Source organism: Bradyrhizobium sp. 149, assembly GCF_023073915.1.
Classification (GTDB): Bacteria; Pseudomonadota; Alphaproteobacteria; order Rhizobiales; family Xanthobacteraceae; genus Bradyrhizobium.
Genome location: NZ_JADPKK010000019.1, coordinates 503054 through 518418 on the forward strand (window position 1 = coordinate 503054; position 15365 = coordinate 518418).

A 15365-nucleotide genomic window follows, 5' to 3' on the forward strand; every position below is an offset into this window, starting at 1 on the left:
AGAGAGCACTTTGTGCTTACCTGATTACACAGGAGTAACCGGCGGCAGCCGGTAAATGAGCGGAATGGATCGTGAGACGCGACGATGAAGCCAGACGTCTATGCAGCGAACTGCCCCACCCGACAGATCCTCGACCGCGTCGGCGACAAATGGGCGGTGCTGATCCTGCTGCTGCTGCGCGAGGAGCCGATGCGCTTCAATCAGTTACGCCGCACGATAGAAGGCATTTCGCAGAAGATGCTGAGCCAGGTTCTCAAATCGCTCGAACGCGACGGATTGATCAAGCGTCACGCGATCGCAACCGTGCCGGTAACCGTGGAATACTCGATCACGCAGCTCGGCGTGACGCTAGCGGCGGCGGTCGATCCGCTCCGAGATTGGGCCGAGCAGAATCTGAAAGACGTGCTCGCCGCCCAGCGCCGCTACGACGCGCAGTTGAAGGATGAAGCGGCGTAAGACGCTACGCCTGTCCGGCCTTGGCGAGTTCGACCTCGACGCGCAGCTCGATCTCGGACAGCACCGAGTCAAGACCAGGATGGCCGGAGGACGATTTCAGGTTCGCCGCAGCATCACGCAGCCGCATCACGGTCGAGGCGTCGAGCTTGCCGGAGAGGAGCCCCATCTTGAGATCGTCGAGCACGTCGAGCGCGGTCTTTCCGCGCACGACCGAGCGCTTGCGACGCTCGACGGGATCCTCTTCGATGCCTTGCAGCGCGAGCAGCCCGTCGATGTTGGCAGCGGCCTTCGGTGCGGCAGCGCCCCGCGTCTCCGGCGCCGACGAGGCGTCGGGCAGCACGAAGGTGCCGGAGCTCGTCCGCCTGGCCTGGCTGGCCGGCGTTCCAAGCGTGGTGCCGTTCGGTCCGTAGATGCGCATCGGAAGCAATCCGGGTGATCGATGCGCCACATTCGCCGTTTTATGGTTAACGGCCCGTAAACAGCCCGGCAAAATCTGCCGACAGGCGGCAGTTTCGCTCCTCAGGGACAACACAGGCTGAGACCATCCGAAACAGATTTACTCAACCTATTCAGCCACCTACCCCCGCTGCCCCGAGTTGGCACAGCGCTCGCAAGAACAGCGTCGGACCAGCTCGTCATGGGAGTGTCGTGATGGTCCTTCGATTTGAGGAGCCTCGGGGAGCAGAGGATGCCAGGCGTTCGTTGGGTGAGAATTGTGGGGGTGGCCTGCGCCGCGCTGTCAGCGCTGGTGCTCTCGGTCAATTCTGCAAGCGCGACATCGCGCATCAAGGATCTCGCCAACATCGAAGGCGTGCGGCAGAACCAGCTCATCGGCTACGGCCTCGTCGTCGGCCTCAACGGCACCGGCGACACCCTCAACAACATCCCTTTCACCAAGCAGTCGCTGCAAGCGATGCTCGAGCGCATGGGCGTCAACATCCGCGGCGCCACCATCCGCACCGGCAACGTCGCCGCCGTGATGGTGACAGGCAATCTGCCGGCCTTCGCCACCCAGGGCACGCGCATGGACGTCACCGTCTCCGCGCTCGGCGACGCCAAGAATCTCCAGGGCGGCACCCTGCTCGTCACCCCCCTCCTCGGCGCCGACGGCAACGTCTACTCGGTCGCACAGGGCTCGCTCGCGATCTCCGGCTTCCAGGCCGAGGGCGAAGCGGCGAAAATCGTGCGTGGCGTGCCGACGGTCGGACGCATTGTCAACGGCGCCATTATCGAGCGCGAGATCGAGTTCGCGCTCAATCGCTTGCCGAACGTCCGCCTTGCGCTGCGCAACGCCGACTTCACCACGGCCAAGCGGATCGCCGCCGCGGTCAACGACTATCTCGGGGTCAAGACCGCCGAGCCGATCGACCCATCGACGGTGCAGCTTACGATCCCGCCTGAGTTCAAGGGCAACGTGGTCGCGTTTCTCACCGAGATCGAGCAGTTGCAGGTCGATCCGGATCTCGCCGCCAAGATCATCATCGATGAACGCAGCGGCATCATCGTGATGGGTCGCGACGTCCGCGTCGCCACCGTTGCGGTCGCACAGGGCAACCTCACCGTCACGATCTCCGAGAGCCCGCAGGTCAGCCAGCCCAACCCATTGTCCCGCGGGCGGACCGTCGTCGCGCCGCGCAGCAGCGTCAGCGTCACCGAGGACGGCAAGAAGTTCGCCGTCGTCAAGGACGGCGTCTCGCTCCAGCAGCTCGTCGACGGCCTCAACGGCCTCGGCATCGGCCCGCGCGATCTCATCAGCATCCTGCAGGCGATCAAGGCGGCCGGTGCGATCGAAGCCGACATCGAGGTGATGTGATGCAGACCGGCATGGTCAACACCGCACGCCTCGCCAGCTCCGCCTTCTCGGTGGAGAGCCGCAACGGCAGGCCTGACTTCGATCTCGCCGCGGCACTGCAAAAGGTCCCGCCAAAGCAGCAGGCCAAGGCGCAGAAGACCGCCACCGACTTCGAGGCGATGTTCCTCAACAGCATGTTCTCGCAGATGACCTCGGGTCTGAAGGGCGAAGGCCCGTTCGGCGACACGCCGGGCACCGGCGTGTGGCGCTCGATGCTGACCGAGCAATATTCCAAGAATTTCGCCAACGCCGGCGGCGTCGGCATCGCCACTGACGTCTATCGCACGCTGATCATGCAGCAGGCGAAAACGATCCGCACGGCATAAGGTCAAACGAGATGAACCAGTTCAACGCCTCGCGCCAGCCGGTGCAAGCACAGCGCCCGAACACCCCACCCGGAACCGCCGAAGCGCGCAAGATCGCCGAGCAGTTGATGGATGCGATGAGTGCCCTGCTCGGCCTGATCGAGCGCGAGACCGAGCTGGTGCGTGCCGGCCAGGTCCGCGAGGCGATGACCCTCGAGAGCAAGAAGCAGGAGCTGTCGCGAAACTATGTCGGCGCCGTCAGCCAGTTGAAGGCGAACCAGGCCCAGCTCGCGAAATCCGCGCCCGAGCTGCTCTCGACGCTGCATCGGCACCACGATGCATTCCGCGCGATGCTCCAGGTCAATCTCACCGTGCTCGCAACCGCTCACGCAGTCTCGGAGAGCGTCGTGCGCGGCGTCAACGCCGAGATCCAGAAGCGCAACGTGCCGAACACTTACACCGCGGCGGGACGACGCGCCACTCCGGGTCCGCGCCACATCACCCCGCTCGCGGTCAGCCGCTCGCTCTGAGCGCGCGCAAATACAAGCGACAATTTTACGAAAAACCGCGCGGCGATATCGTCGCGCGGTTAGGCACGTTTGCTTACCGGATGTTCAATCCCGGCGTTCCATGGTTGCGCATTGAGAGGGGTTGGGATTTGACTCACGTGAGGCAACCAGGAGGCTGCCATGAGTACAGATTTCAGCATCAGGCCGGTGGGGATCCCGGCCCCTGTGCAGATCGTAACGACGTCGAATGCGGCGGCGAACGAGGCCGTGCAAACTGATCTTCCGGCGCGCCAGACGGTCGCCGCGAGCGATACCAGCGCGCCTGTGCGTAACGATCTGCATGGTAATGAGAACGTGTCACGCCAAGTCGTGTTCGACCAGGCGGCTGCGTCGTTCGTTTTTCAGGTCGTTAACGACAGGACCGACGCCGTGGTCAACCAGTTCCCCGACGAAGCGATGCTGCGCCGGCGGGCCTATTTCCATGCACTGGATTTGAAGTCCGAACCCTCGCGTCCGGCCAGCACCGACCGCAGCGCCTGACGATCAGGCGTCGGGCATCGCAACGCCCGTGTCGAGCTAGCTCGAGGCGGTCGCAGGATCGGTGACGACGTTCTTGATCTGCGCCTTGCCCATATCCGTCAGCGTGAACTTTGTTGCCGAAGCGGAAGGAGCCGTCCTTGATCACGGACGGCCGGACAGACCCGCGGCGATGTTGCGGTTGATCTCGATCAGCGGACGGAAGTGATCGAACTGCGGGCTCATCTGCAGCGCGGCGGTCTGGCTCAGCACGAACACGCTGATGTTGGCGATCTTCTGCCGGACGTCGATCGGCTGCGGATTGGTGTCTCGCATGGCCTCGCTCAGGAAAATCGTCCAGAGCTTGCGATTGAACATCAGGGCCTGCGTGGTCTGCTCGCTGAACGGATCGGCGTTGTTGATCGCATCCTGAAGCTTGTTCGCGGCCTTGAGCAGGGTCTGCGCTTCGATGTCGCGAGGAGATGCGGTGGTCGTTGCAACACGCGCGTAGGCCGAGGCAGCGGAATTCGACATCAATCACACCTTGGAGGTTACCTAGCCCGTTGAACGCGCTTAAGGATTTCTTTCCCAACCCTAGGCAGCACCGCTTAAGATTTGCTTACGTGTGTGCTTGGAAGCACTCCGGAGTATTACGGGTCTCGGAGTTCTTCGTCATCATGAAGCTAGATGCGCATGTGCACGCAGTAAACACGTCCCGCGTGATGCGCATCAATCTCAGCTAATCGTGCCTTAGCGATCTCCGTAAAATGAACGGCGGGGCGTTAGCCCCGCCGCGAAATCGATGAGCGATCTTGCGCCGTAAAGTTAGCGGAGCAGCTGCAGTACGCTCTGTTGCGACTGGTTGGCCAGCGACAGCGCCGACACCGCGATCGACTGGCGGGTCGACAGCGCCTGACTGTTCGCCGCTTCCTCGTTGGTGTCGGCGAGCGTCAGGTTGGACGAGCCGGTCTGCAGAACGTTGATCAGGTTCTTGGAGAAGTCCTGGCGCACCTGCACGATTGACAGATTCGAACCGAGCGACGAACCCTCGGAGCGCAGCGTGCTCGAGGCGGCATTCAGACTCGCCAGCACCTTGTTGGTGGCACCGTTGTCGATGAAGTCCGTGCCGGGAACGAGATTGCTAAGACCGAGGCCGGCCGCGTTGAACACGACGCCGTTGATGCCGAGCGTCGAGCTGCCGTTCTCGTTGAAGACCAGCTTCAGCGTGTCGCCGTTGAGCAGGTTGACGCCGTTGAAGGACGAGTCCTGCGAGGTCGTGTCGATCTGCGCCAGGATGTTGTTGAACTGACTGACCAGGCCGGAGCGCGCGGTCTGCGCGACGGGATCCTGAATCGGAGGCTGCGCGGTGGTAAAGGCCAGCACGCCGGTGAGCGTACCACCGACCGTGCCGCCGGCGGCAGTCGAGCCGAGCGTCGAGGACGCGTACTCGTTGACGGTGGTGACCGTCAGCACGCCGTTGGCATCGATCGTCGCCGTCAGGTGGTTGGCCTGAAGCTGCACATTGAGCTGGTCGAGGGTCTTGACGGTGCCGTTGGTGCCGTCGCCGAAGGTGACGTTGACAGGCGTGCCGCCGTTGAAGGAGGTGAAGGTCAGCGTCTTGCCGCTGACACCTCCGACACCGGAGTTGCGCGCCGCGGCGAAAGCGGTCGCCGTTCCCGTATTGCCGCTGAGACCGAACGCGTTGAGCGCATTGCCGGTGCCGGTGATCGAGAGGTCGGCGTTGATGCCGGTGGAAAGCGCAAGCTGACCGCTGCTGTTGACCGACGAGGGGATCTGGCCCGCAGTCGTCGACAGGGTCGCCGCGCCGTTGAAGATGCTGGCCGTCTTGACGCCGGTGGCGAGGTCGATCGAGTTCAGCAGATCGGTGAGCGTCGCGCTCTGGATGTAGACGGTCGAATTGCCGTTGCCGTCGGTGACGATGTTGCCGTTGACGCCGCCGGAGGTCACGCTGGCGGTCGACTGGGGCGACTGGGCGTTCTTGAAGGTGATGGTGTGGCCGTCGATGTTCAGCGTCGAGCCGTCTTGAACGAGAGAGCCGAGCGAGCCGGCGGTAGTCGATCGGGCCGCGGTGATGCTGGCATTGCCTGCGCCGGTCGCCGCGGTCAGACCGAGCTTGTTGAGGAAGTCGGCCTTGCCCGTCACGCTCAGATCGGCGCCGGTCGAGCTCTTCAGCGTGACCTGGCCGCCCGTGATGGACGATGCCACCTGAAGCGTGCCGATCGGACCGGCCGAGCCGCTGACCGTGATGGTTGCTGCGCCTGCACTGATTGCGGCGGTCTTGACGCCGCTGGCGAGGTCGATCGCGCTGAGGACGTCATTGACAGTCGCGCCGGGCGCAGCCGCCGTTCCTTCGTAGACGATCGAATTGCCGTTGCCGTCGGTGGCGATGTGTCCGCTGGGGTCGAGGCCCCAGCCGGTCGGCTGCGTCGTCGGGGCGATACCGGTGCGGAAGGTAATGGTCTTGCCGTTGACCGTGAGGGTGTCGCCGTCCGCCGGCGCCGCGCCGAAGGTGGTGGATGCCGTGGTGCCGACCAGCGTGGCGGTACCGGACAGTGCAGTCGTGCCGTCGGTCGCGGTCGCGGCAAACCCGACATTCGTGCCCGCGTTTGAACCCAGCGAGGCGCCGAGTGCGGCGGTTCCCGTGACCGGGGTCACGCCACCGGCTGCGCCGGTATAGAGGACGTTGCTCTTGGCGGTCGCGCTCGCATACGAGGTCGTGCCGCGCAGGTCGGCGGGCGTCGCACCGGGAATCGTGGTGGAGACGTTCGACTTGGTGGAATAGCCGACCGTGGTCTGGAGCGCCTGGTTGGCGATCGACTTGGCACTGTCGATCAGCTTCTGCAGCGAGGTGATGCCGGTGTTGGCGGCCTGGAGCACCTGCACACCGTTGTTGATGCCGTCGAGCAGGTTGCTGATGTCGCTCGCCCGGTTGTCTAACCCCTGCGCCGTGAAGAAGTTGGTGGGATTGTCGAGCGCTGTGTTGACCTTCTTACCGGTCGACAGCCGCTCCTGCGTCGTGGCCAGCAAGTCGGCCGTCGACTGCAGCGACAACAGGTTCTGGCGAACGGACGCCGAGAGAACGATGTTGGACATTGGCGAGTCTTCCTCTTGAACCAGGTACGAATCGGCCGCGCGGTCTTGAAAGCGGGCTTTGGTCCAGTCTTAGGGGGTCTCCTTTAAAGTATGGTTAACGCCGGTTTAAGGGACAGGGTTAATGGCCGGTGAACGCCCCTACCCGCCTCCGGACGCAAAAAAGAGCGGCGGGGCAACTGGCCCCGCCGCTCGATTTATTTAGTAGTTTCAGTCGCTTAACGGAGCAACTGAAGCACACTCTGCTGCGAGGTGTTGGCCAGCGACAGCGCGGAGACCGCGATCGACTGGCGGGTCGACAGCGCCTGGCTGTTGGCCGCTTCGACGTTGGTGTCGGCCAGCGTCAGGTTGGCCGAGCCGGTCTGGAGCACGTTGATCAGGTTCTTGTTGAAGTCCTGACGCACCTGCACCACCGAGAGGTTCGAACCGAGGCTCGAGGCTTCCGAGCGCAGCGTGCTCGACGCGGCGTTCAAATTGGTCAGCACGCGGTTGGAGGCGGCGTTGTCGATGAAGTCGACACCGACGGTCAAGGCAGCGAGGCCCAGACCCTTGGAGTTGTAGGTCACGCCGGTGATGTTGAGGCTCGACTTGCCGGTCTCGTCGAACACCAGCTTGAGCTGATCACCGTTCAACAGGTTGACACCGTTGAACGAGGAGTCCTGCGAGGTGGTGTCGATCTGGTTCAGGATGTTGTTGTACTGAGACACCAGGTTGGCACGGGCCGTCTGGGCAACCGCATCCTGGACGGGGTTGGACGCCGTCGAGAAGGTCAGCGCCGAGGTTAGCGTGCCGCCGATCGCACCGCCTGCCGTCGTCGAACCGAGCGTCGAGGACGCATAGTCGTTGGACGCGGTGATGGTCAGCCGTCCGTTGGCGTCGATCGTCGCGGACAAATTGTTGGCCAGAAGCTGCGTGTTGAGCTGATCGAGCGTCTTGACCGTGCCGTTGGTGCCGTCGCCGAAGGTGACATTGACCGCCGTGCCACCGTTGAAGGCGGAGAAGGTCAAGGTCTTGCCGGCGATGCCGCCGATGCCCGAGGTGCGCGCCGCGGTGAACGCCGTCGCACTGCCGGTGTTGCCGGCGAGCCCGAACACATTCAGCGCATTACCGGAGCCCGTGATCGAGAGGTCGGCATTGACGCCGGTCGAGAGCTTGAGCTGACCGGACGTGTTGATCGTCGAGTTCGACTGGCCGGTCGCGGTCGCAAGCGTCGCGGTGCCGTTGGCGTTGATGGTCGCGGTCTGCACGCCGGTGGCAAGGTCGATCGCCTTCAGCACATCGTTGACCGTGCCGGCCTGCAGATAGACCGTCGAGTTGCCGTTGCCGTCGGTGAGGACGTTGCCGCTCGTGCCATAACCGCTCGGAACGCTCGGCGCACCGGTCGAGCCCGGGATCGGCGCGTTCTTGAAGGTGATGACGTGACCGTCGACGTTCAGCGTCGAACCGTCGGCGATCGTTGCCCCCAGCGAGCCCGAGCTCGTGGTCCGGTTGACGTTGATGGTGGCGTTGCCGCCGCCCACGGCCGTCGTCAGGCCGAGAGCCTTGAGCAGGTCGGCCTTGCCGGTGACGCTGAGATCCGCACCCGTCGAGCTCTTCAGCGTGACGGCGCCGCCTGCAGCGGTCGAGACGGCAGCACCTGGCTGGCTGGCGCTCACGGCGATCGTCGCAGCACCCGCGGTGATGGATACGGTCTTGACGCCGCTGGCCAGATCGATCGCGGACAAGAGATCGTTGACGGTCGCGGTGGCGAGATAGACGGTGGTGTTGCCGCTGCCGTCGGTGACGAGGTTGCCGCTGACGCCCGAACCACTCGGAACGGCGGTCGACGCCGGAGCCGCGCCGCTGCGGAAGGTGATGGTCTTGCCGTTCACGGTCACCGTGTCGCCATCGGCAGGCTGGGCGTTGCCGGCCAGGCCGGTCGCGGTCGTGCCGTTGGTGGCGATCAGGGTGATGGCGCCGGTCAGGGCCGTGGTGCCGTCACCGGCCGTCGCGCCCGTGCTTGCAAAGGAACCGATGGTGGCGCCGAGGGTCGTGGTGCCCGCCGCCGCCGTGGTGCCGCCGGCCGCGCCGCTAAACACGACGTTGCTGCTTGCGGTCGCGCTGGCGAAGCTCGTGGTGCCGCGCAAATCGGCCGCCGTCGCACCCGCGATGGTAGCGGAAACGTTGGACTTGGTGGAGTAGCCGACGGTGGTCTGCAGCGCCTGGTTGGCGATCGACTTGGCGCTGTCGATCAGCTTCTGCAGCGAGGTGATGCCGGTGTTGGCGGCCTGCAGCACCTGCACGCCGTTGGCGATGCCATCGAGCAGGTTGTTGATGTCGCTGGCGCGGTTGTCGAGCGACTGAGCCGTGAAGAAGTTGGTGGGGCTGTCCAGAGCCGAATTGACGCTCTTGCCGGTCGACAGACGGTTCTGCGTGGTGGCGAGGAGGTCAGCGGTGGACTGGAGGGAGAGCAGGTTCTGGCGAACCGACGAGGAGAGAACGATACCGGACATTGGGTGTTACCTTTCTGGTAAAACGACGCTTACTGTTACGCGTCTGCATGGATCGAGTGACCCAGCGACCGGCGGACCGTGGGGCGGAGTCCTCTAACGAAACATGAAATGAAATCGGCACTTTTGCTGAGTCGGCGCGCGATTCGGCCGATAAGCAGGCCCGTGACGCCGCTCCGACTGCTAATTTCGGCGTTGATATGATTGATCTTTTCCGCAGCAATGGCCGGGATTCACAACTCGTTAACTAATCTTGATGGAGTATTGCGCGCTGATCCGCCGCAACACACGCTCGGTTACGAAAGCGTTGATGGAGAACAGGCATGGCCCTCAAGGTCGAGCTCAGACCGCACGAACGCATCATCGTCGGCAACTGCGTGATAACCAACACCGACCAGCGCGCCCGCCTTCTGATCGATGGCGACAACGTGCCGATCCTGCGCGAGCGTGACATCCTCACGCCGGAAACCGCCGATACGCCCGCCAAGCTCGTCTATCTTGCGGTCCAGCTCATGTACATCTCGCCGGATCCGCAGACCCAACACGGTACTTATTTCAACCTGGTGCGCGACATCGTCACCGCGGTGCCGAGCTCCTGGCCGATCATCGAAGGCATCAACAACAACATCCTCAACGGCGACCTCTATCGCGCACTGAAGGACGCCCGCAAGCTGATCGCCTACGAAGAAAAGCTGCGCGGCCAGTTCGAGGCCGCCCATCCCAAGGCCGAAGCGGATAAGGACGACGTCAGCACCGCCGCCTGACCACGCGTTCGCGCGGCCACGCCGGCGCGAACGACCAGAACGCACGAACGACCAGCCCTACCAACGACAACGGCCCCGGATCGTCTCCGGGGCCGTTGTCGTTTCAAACATGGATCGAGCTACTGTGCCGCGAGCGGCGGCGCCTCGACCTCGATCACAGCGTCGCGGCTGCGCCGTCCGCCGAATTCCAGCACGGCCGCGATCAGCGCATCGATGTCGGTCTCCTCGGTGCGGTGATTGACGATCGCGGCGCGGATCGCAAACTTGCCGTCCAGCGTCGTGCTCGACGGCGCCGCGACGCCGGACTCCTGGATGTCGGCGACGATCTCGCGATTGACCTCATCGGCGGCGCGGTAACGGAAGCAGACGATATTGAGATTGACCGGTGCCAGCAACTCCAGCCGCGGCTCGGCCAGAACGCGCGTCTCCAGATATTTCGCCAGCGCACAGCTTCGCGCGATCACCGCACCGAGCCGGTCAGTGCCGAACGCCTTCAGCGTGAACCACGTCTTCAGCGCACGGAAGCCGCGCGACAGATCGGGGCCGAGATCGCAGGGCCAGACCGCGCCCGCCGCAAGCCCCCTCGCCTCGCGGCGCAGATAGGCCGCGGGCTGCGCAAAGGCCTGCCGATGCTGCTCGCCGTCGCGCACCAGCAGGAAGCCGGCGTCATAAGGCACTTGTCCCCATTTGTGGAAGTCGAGCGCAATGGAATCCGCAAGCTCGATGCCGCCGAGCAGCGGCGCAAGCTCGGCCGACAGGATCGCGAGCGCACCGAAGGCGCCGTCGACGTGAAACCAGATTCCTTCCTCGCGGCACAATTCTGCGATCGCCTTGAGATCGTCGATCGCACCGATATCGACCGTACCCGCGGATGCGACGACCAGGAACGGCTTGAAGCCGACCTCGCGATCGATCGCGATCTGCGCACGCAGCGCGGCAATGTCGATGCGATGATCGGCATCGACGCCGATCTTGCGCAGCGCATCGATGCCGAGCCCGGCGATGTCCATCGCCCTCGATACGCAACCATGCGCGGCCTGCGACGTATAGGCGGTGAGAAGTGCGCCGTCATTGCCGATGCCGTACTGCCGCGCCAGCGTGCCGAGGGCGCTCGTACGTGCCACCAGCACCGCCATCAGATTGGCCATCGACGTGCCCGTGACGAAGATGCCGCTCGCGCTTTCCGGGAAGGTGAACAGGCGGCGCATCCAGTCGACGATCTGGCGCTCGACCTCGATCGGCATGTGGTCGCGGCCGCCGAGATTGGCGTTGAGGCCTGCCGCGAGCATTTCCGCGACCATGCCGACGGCGGTGCCGCCGCCATGCACCCAGCCCATGAAGCCGGGATGGACATTACCGGTCGCATAGGGCGCGACATGTTCGGAGAAGTCGCGATAGACGTCGGCGAGATCGCTCGCCTTGCGCGGCACGTCGGCCTTGAATGCCGCGCGGACGCCCTCGGGGATCGGCTGCCACACCGGACGCGCGCGAACGTTGGCGATCCCGTCAATCGTCTCATCCAGCATGCGATGGGCCAGCGCACGAAACTCGCTCCAGTCCTGCGGATCGAGCGAGGTGTGCGTGACGGAGCTTTGCGTGTTGCGGATGATCTCGTTCATGCTGCACTCTCCTCGCCCACGCTAGCATGCCGCGACAGCATCGCCGTAAATGCCGCGAAGATCTTGCGCATCTGCGGCGGCTTGTACGGAAACACGGCCGGCGGATCCATGTTGTGCACGACGGCGGTGTTGTCGGCTTCGAAGACCAGGAGCTCGCCGTTCTGGTTCTCTGCGCAATCGACGATGAAATAATCGAGGCCGACGCGCCTGCTCATCTCGCCGAGCGCGACCTTGTGACGCGCAGCGAAAGCATGGTCAAAGTCGAGCATGAAGACGGCTTCCTCCGCCCGCTTCTCCTCACTGAACGCCATGAAGGCGTTGAGGTACCAGATGTCCCAGCGGTCGGCGATCGCCATGTGGCAGGCGTAAGGCTTGCCGTCGACCATGGCGAGACGATATTTGCGGTAAAGCCCGTCCGGACTCGCATAGTCGACGAAGCGCGCGACGAAGAAGTCCTGCTCCTGTCGCTCGGCGAGATAGGCAGCGAGCGCCCTGGCATCATCGAGCTTCGCGAGCCCCACGCCGGCATGCGTGCCGCGCGGCCGCACGATCATCGGAAAGCGCAGTTCGCCCGTAATCTCCTCGCAGACGATCTTGGCTTGCGAAAGCTCCGACAATTGCGCGCGCGTCGTGGGGGCGGTCACGGGAATGTCGAGACCGGGCACGCCCGCCAGCAGCCGATAGAGTTTATCGCGATCGAGATTGCCGATGAGGTCGGGGCGATTGAGCAGTGGCCGCGGCCAGCGCGGCGCGGCCTTCTCGATCAGCGCGAGCGCCTCCCGGCATTCCTCGGAATCGGATGCAATCACGATCGCGACGTCGTGCTCCGGCAAACTCTCCGGCAGGCCGATGCCTTTGACGACGTACAGCGTCAACAGCTCGATGTCGGAGTCTTCCAGCAGGAAGTCGATCGGCGTATTGCCGCCCATGTCGATATCGGCGGCGAGCGCGAGCACCCGCAGGCGGGGTTTTGGAGCAGCGCAAGGGGTACGAAACAATTGGTGGAAGGAGAGCACCTCGGTCTGGATCACCAGCCCGGCCTCCTTCTCGCCGAGAAGCTGGGCGATCAGCGAGAGATCGAGGCCTTCGCCGGCCTCCGCCGTGCCCTCCTCGATCCGCGCCAGGAGCCGGTCGCGCAACGGATGCAGGTCGCCGCCCTCGAAGGCCCGGCGCGTCAACTGCGCAAAGCCGATGCGGTCGGCATGATTCGGCGTGGTCACGCCGATCGGCGCGGAAACTGAATGCTGCATCTCACACCTCGAACGCGGATTTTGCCGGCACGGCCGCGACCGCGCTACGGTCAAGCAATAGCTCGATCTTCACCAGGACATCGGCGATGCGATCGAGAACGCGTTGCACATTGCGTTGCGCCTGCACTTTATCCGGCGACCAGGCCTCGGTCACGAGCCGTGCGCCGACGCAGAGGCGCAACACGGCTTGCAGCGCATCGTCCTGCCGCTCCAGTCGGACCGGCTGGCCGACGAGACAGCGCTGGGCGGCCACATGCCGGTCCACCGCGCTGCCGCTGATCTCCTCGGCCATGTCGCGCGCCAGCGCCCGATGCACGGCGCCGGTCTCGGCGATCGAGACCGGCTTTCCGCCGCGCAGCAGCGTGAACGGAAAGATCGTGGCTTGCGCGAATTCCTCGTCGTCCGCGCCTGACTTATCGATCGCGGTTGGAACGGGGCGAAGCGACGGCGACAACGCGATCATGCTATCGATGCCGGCGGCAAGCTCGGCCAGCATCTTGGCGCGGAAAGCCCCGGGCACGGCGTAGTAGCCGCCGATCTCGGCCAGCGCCGCCTCCCAACGCAGCCACTGACCGAAGTTCGGCCGGCGCTCGAAGCGCGAACGTAGCGCCGTCCACGCCATCGGCCAGTCGCAGCGGCCGGCATAGTCGAAGATACCAGGCGCGATCCCGCCAATCCGGTCGATCGACCGCGACAGGCCTTTCGGCACCAGCAGCGCACCGCTGAAAGCGGGTCCGCCGAAAAATTTCGAGCCGGTGATCAGCACCATGTAACCGCGGTCGAGATAGGCGCGCAGCCGCCGACGGCCGAGCCGCGCCTGACAGGCATCGACGACGACCTGAACCTTGCGCGGCCAGCGCCGCGCGATCTCATCGAGACAGGCCTCGCTTGGGGCGCGCCAACCGAGCTTTGACGAATCCATGATCTGCAACAGAACGCGCCGGCCTTGCGCGAGGCTGGTCTCGACCGCGCGCAGCACCGCGGCATCGGCATCCCGGCGCATCGCAATGCAGGCCGCCGTGTCGATCAGCGGCACCGCAATGCTATCGCCGGCGAGCCCGGTCACCGCGCCGTCCTTGCGCACGGCAATTCCGCCTGCCGTCATCGTGCTGAAATGGTGGCCGCGTGCGGTATGCAGTGTCCCGCTTCCGGTCTGGTCGGCGCCGACCACGATCGTCACCGGGAGCGCGCCGAGCACCGCGCGCGCCACGAACAGGGCGTGCAGCTGGGAGTCCGTGCCGGACGGCGAGAACACGATTTCGACGCGCGATGATAGTTGAAGGTGGCCGCGCAGCTCCTCGCGCATACCCTCGCAGCGCGCATCGAAGGCGATTTCGACCTCCTCGAACAGGCATTTGTGCATCAGCTCTTCGCGCGCCAGCGCGGCGCGGTCGTAGGCCGTCTGCGAGATCGTCGAGGCGGTCGAGGAGGCGAAATTCCAGAGCTCCGGCTCCGGCGAGGCCGCGCAGCCATAGGCGTTGACGCGGTCGTTCGGATCGAGCGCCAGCCGCGGATCTCCGCCGGAGGCGAGCAGCGTATCCAGCGGTGTGAAGAGATCGCGCAGGCGATAGCGCGAGCCGCCGTCGGACGCGGGCTCGGCAGCTGACAGACGGGATGCGCCGGCGCTCATCCCGAAAGGCTCACGCCGCATCGGCCGCGGCCGCGGGCGCCGGTGCGAATTGCGAGGTGATGTCGCCATGGAACACCGACGGTCCGACGTGATCGAGCGAGCTCTGGATGTCGGCCCAGATCTCACCGCCGATGTCGGTCCAGCGCTTGCAGAAGGCGAAGTCCTCGGAGAGATAAGTGCCGGTCGCCGGATCGATCATGCATTCGAACAAGGCAAAACGGTTCTGGCTCGCCGCCAGCGCATCGTGCGAATGCTCGCGGAAGAATTGCAAGGCGGCGTAGTCCGGATGGCGGCACATCGCCTCCAGCACGGGGCGTCGGATCATCAAAAAGCCGGTGCCGGCGTAGCGCACGCGGGCGAAGCCGTTGACCACCACGATGCGGTCGGGGTCCTCGATCTCGAGCACGTAGTCGAGCGATGCGGCCGGCACGTCGGTGCGGCCGGCTTCGATCGCGCGCTTCGCCTTGTCCCAGTTGACGCGCTTGATCGGGTAGCACCCGGCAACGACATCGGCGCCGCACTCGATCAGCCGGAACACCTGCTCCGGCTTGAAGCCGATGTCGGCGTCGATGAACAGGAAATGCGTCGCTTCGGGATCGTCGAGAAACATCGTGGCCAGATTGGCTCGCGCGCGCGTGATCAGCGCGTCGCCGTCGCGCAGCAGCACCTTGAGCTCGAGATTGGCCATGCCGTGGACGGCGCGCTGGAGCGCGAAGATCGAGCTCGCATAGATGCTCGTCACCTGCCCGCCGAAACATGGCGTGGCCACCACCAGCTTCATCTTGTCCGACATCGGCAGCTCCGCCCCGCTCCAATCCTCACCAAGAGGTAAAGAGGCATGGTTAACGGCGCCTTAACACCCGC

The 15365-nt window shown here is 64.6% G+C and carries 14 protein-coding genes; 6 read left to right on the forward strand and 8 right to left on the reverse strand.

The genetic code is table 11. The annotated features are described in order from the left end of the window. Window positions 1-84: 84 nt before the first annotated feature. The gene (locus tag IVA88_RS14220) at window positions 85-456 is read left to right on the forward strand and encodes a helix-turn-helix domain-containing protein (protein WP_027518927.1); all 372 of its coding nucleotides are present in this window, start codon (window positions 85-87) and stop codon (window positions 454-456) included. 4 nt (window positions 457-460) lie between these two features. Here IVA88_RS14220 and IVA88_RS14225 read toward each other — a convergent pair whose 3' ends face one another. Further along, complete coding sequence (locus IVA88_RS14225; RefSeq protein ID WP_247497854.1) at window positions 461-874, reverse strand: flagellar assembly protein FliX; 414 nt, start codon at window positions 872-874, stop codon at window positions 461-463. Window positions 875-1144: 270 nt separating this feature from the next. Here IVA88_RS14225 and IVA88_RS14230 point away from each other — a divergent pair, with 270 nt between their 5' ends. From IVA88_RS14230 to IVA88_RS14245, 4 genes are all read left to right on the forward strand, one after another. Further along, window positions 1145-2269 (forward strand): flagellar basal body P-ring protein FlgI, encoded by a 1125-nt coding sequence (locus tag IVA88_RS14230; RefSeq protein WP_247497855.1) that lies wholly within the window; start codon window positions 1145-1147, stop codon window positions 2267-2269. Then, complete coding sequence (flgJ, locus tag IVA88_RS14235; RefSeq protein WP_247497856.1) at window positions 2269-2634, forward strand: flagellar assembly peptidoglycan hydrolase FlgJ; 366 nt, start codon at window positions 2269-2271, stop codon at window positions 2632-2634. Before IVA88_RS14230 ends, flgJ begins: the two co-directional genes overlap by 1 nt. Before the next feature lie 11 nt (window positions 2635-2645). Next, window positions 2646-3143, forward strand: a complete 498-nt coding sequence (locus IVA88_RS14240) for a hypothetical protein (protein WP_247497857.1) — start codon at window positions 2646-2648, stop codon at window positions 3141-3143. Window positions 3144-3302: 159 nt separating this feature from the next. Then, window positions 3303-3662, forward strand: coding sequence for a hypothetical protein (locus tag IVA88_RS14245; protein WP_247497858.1), 360 nt, complete (start codon window positions 3303-3305; stop codon window positions 3660-3662). A 141-nt stretch (window positions 3663-3803) separates the two neighbouring features. Here IVA88_RS14245 and flaF read toward each other — a convergent pair whose 3' ends face one another. The 3 genes from flaF to IVA88_RS14260 all read right to left on the reverse strand — a co-directional run bounded on the left by flaF (window position 3804) and on the right by IVA88_RS14260 (window position 9241). Then, window positions 3804-4172, reverse strand: a complete 369-nt coding sequence (gene flaF / locus IVA88_RS14250; RefSeq protein WP_247497859.1) for a flagellar biosynthesis regulator FlaF — start codon at window positions 4170-4172, stop codon at window positions 3804-3806. A gap of 291 nt (window positions 4173-4463) precedes the next feature. Beyond that, window positions 4464-6752 (reverse strand): DUF1522 domain-containing protein, encoded by a 2289-nt coding sequence (locus IVA88_RS14255; RefSeq protein WP_247497860.1) that lies wholly within the window; start codon window positions 6750-6752, stop codon window positions 4464-4466. Between the two features lie 215 nt (window positions 6753-6967). Continuing rightward, window positions 6968-9241, reverse strand: coding sequence for a DUF1522 domain-containing protein (locus tag IVA88_RS14260; protein ID WP_247497861.1), 2274 nt, complete (start codon window positions 9239-9241; stop codon window positions 6968-6970). A 320-nt stretch (window positions 9242-9561) separates the two neighbouring features. Here IVA88_RS14260 and flbT point away from each other — a divergent pair, with 320 nt between their 5' ends. Further along, window positions 9562-10002 carry a flagellar biosynthesis repressor FlbT gene (gene flbT, locus IVA88_RS14265; protein ID WP_247497862.1) on the forward strand — a complete coding sequence of 147 codons (441 nt, stop codon included), beginning with the start codon at window positions 9562-9564 and terminating at the stop codon, window positions 10000-10002. 119 nt (window positions 10003-10121) lie between these two features. Here flbT and IVA88_RS14270 read toward each other — a convergent pair whose 3' ends face one another. Genes IVA88_RS14270 through IVA88_RS14285 form a run of 4 tightly spaced genes read right to left on the reverse strand, consistent with a single transcriptional unit; the run spans window position 10122 to window position 15294 of the window. Next, on the reverse strand, window positions 10122-11621 hold the full coding sequence (locus IVA88_RS14270) for an aspartate aminotransferase family protein (RefSeq protein WP_247497863.1): 1500 nt from the start codon (window positions 11619-11621) through the stop codon (window positions 10122-10124). Further along, the gene (locus tag IVA88_RS14275; protein ID WP_247497864.1) at window positions 11618-12871 is read right to left on the reverse strand and encodes a hypothetical protein; all 1254 of its coding nucleotides are present in this window, start codon (window positions 12869-12871) and stop codon (window positions 11618-11620) included. Before IVA88_RS14275 ends, IVA88_RS14270 begins: the two co-directional genes overlap by 4 nt. Before the next feature lies 1 nt (window position 12872). Further along, window positions 12873-14522, reverse strand: a complete 1650-nt coding sequence (locus tag IVA88_RS14280) for a hypothetical protein (RefSeq protein ID WP_247497865.1) — start codon at window positions 14520-14522, stop codon at window positions 12873-12875. Continuing rightward, window positions 14512-15294 carry a hypothetical protein gene (locus IVA88_RS14285; RefSeq protein WP_247497866.1) on the reverse strand — a complete coding sequence of 261 codons (783 nt, stop codon included), beginning with the start codon at window positions 15292-15294 and terminating at the stop codon, window positions 14512-14514. The genes IVA88_RS14280 and IVA88_RS14285 overlap by 11 nt, the downstream gene beginning before the upstream one ends. Between the last annotated feature and the right edge of the window lie 71 nt (window positions 15295-15365).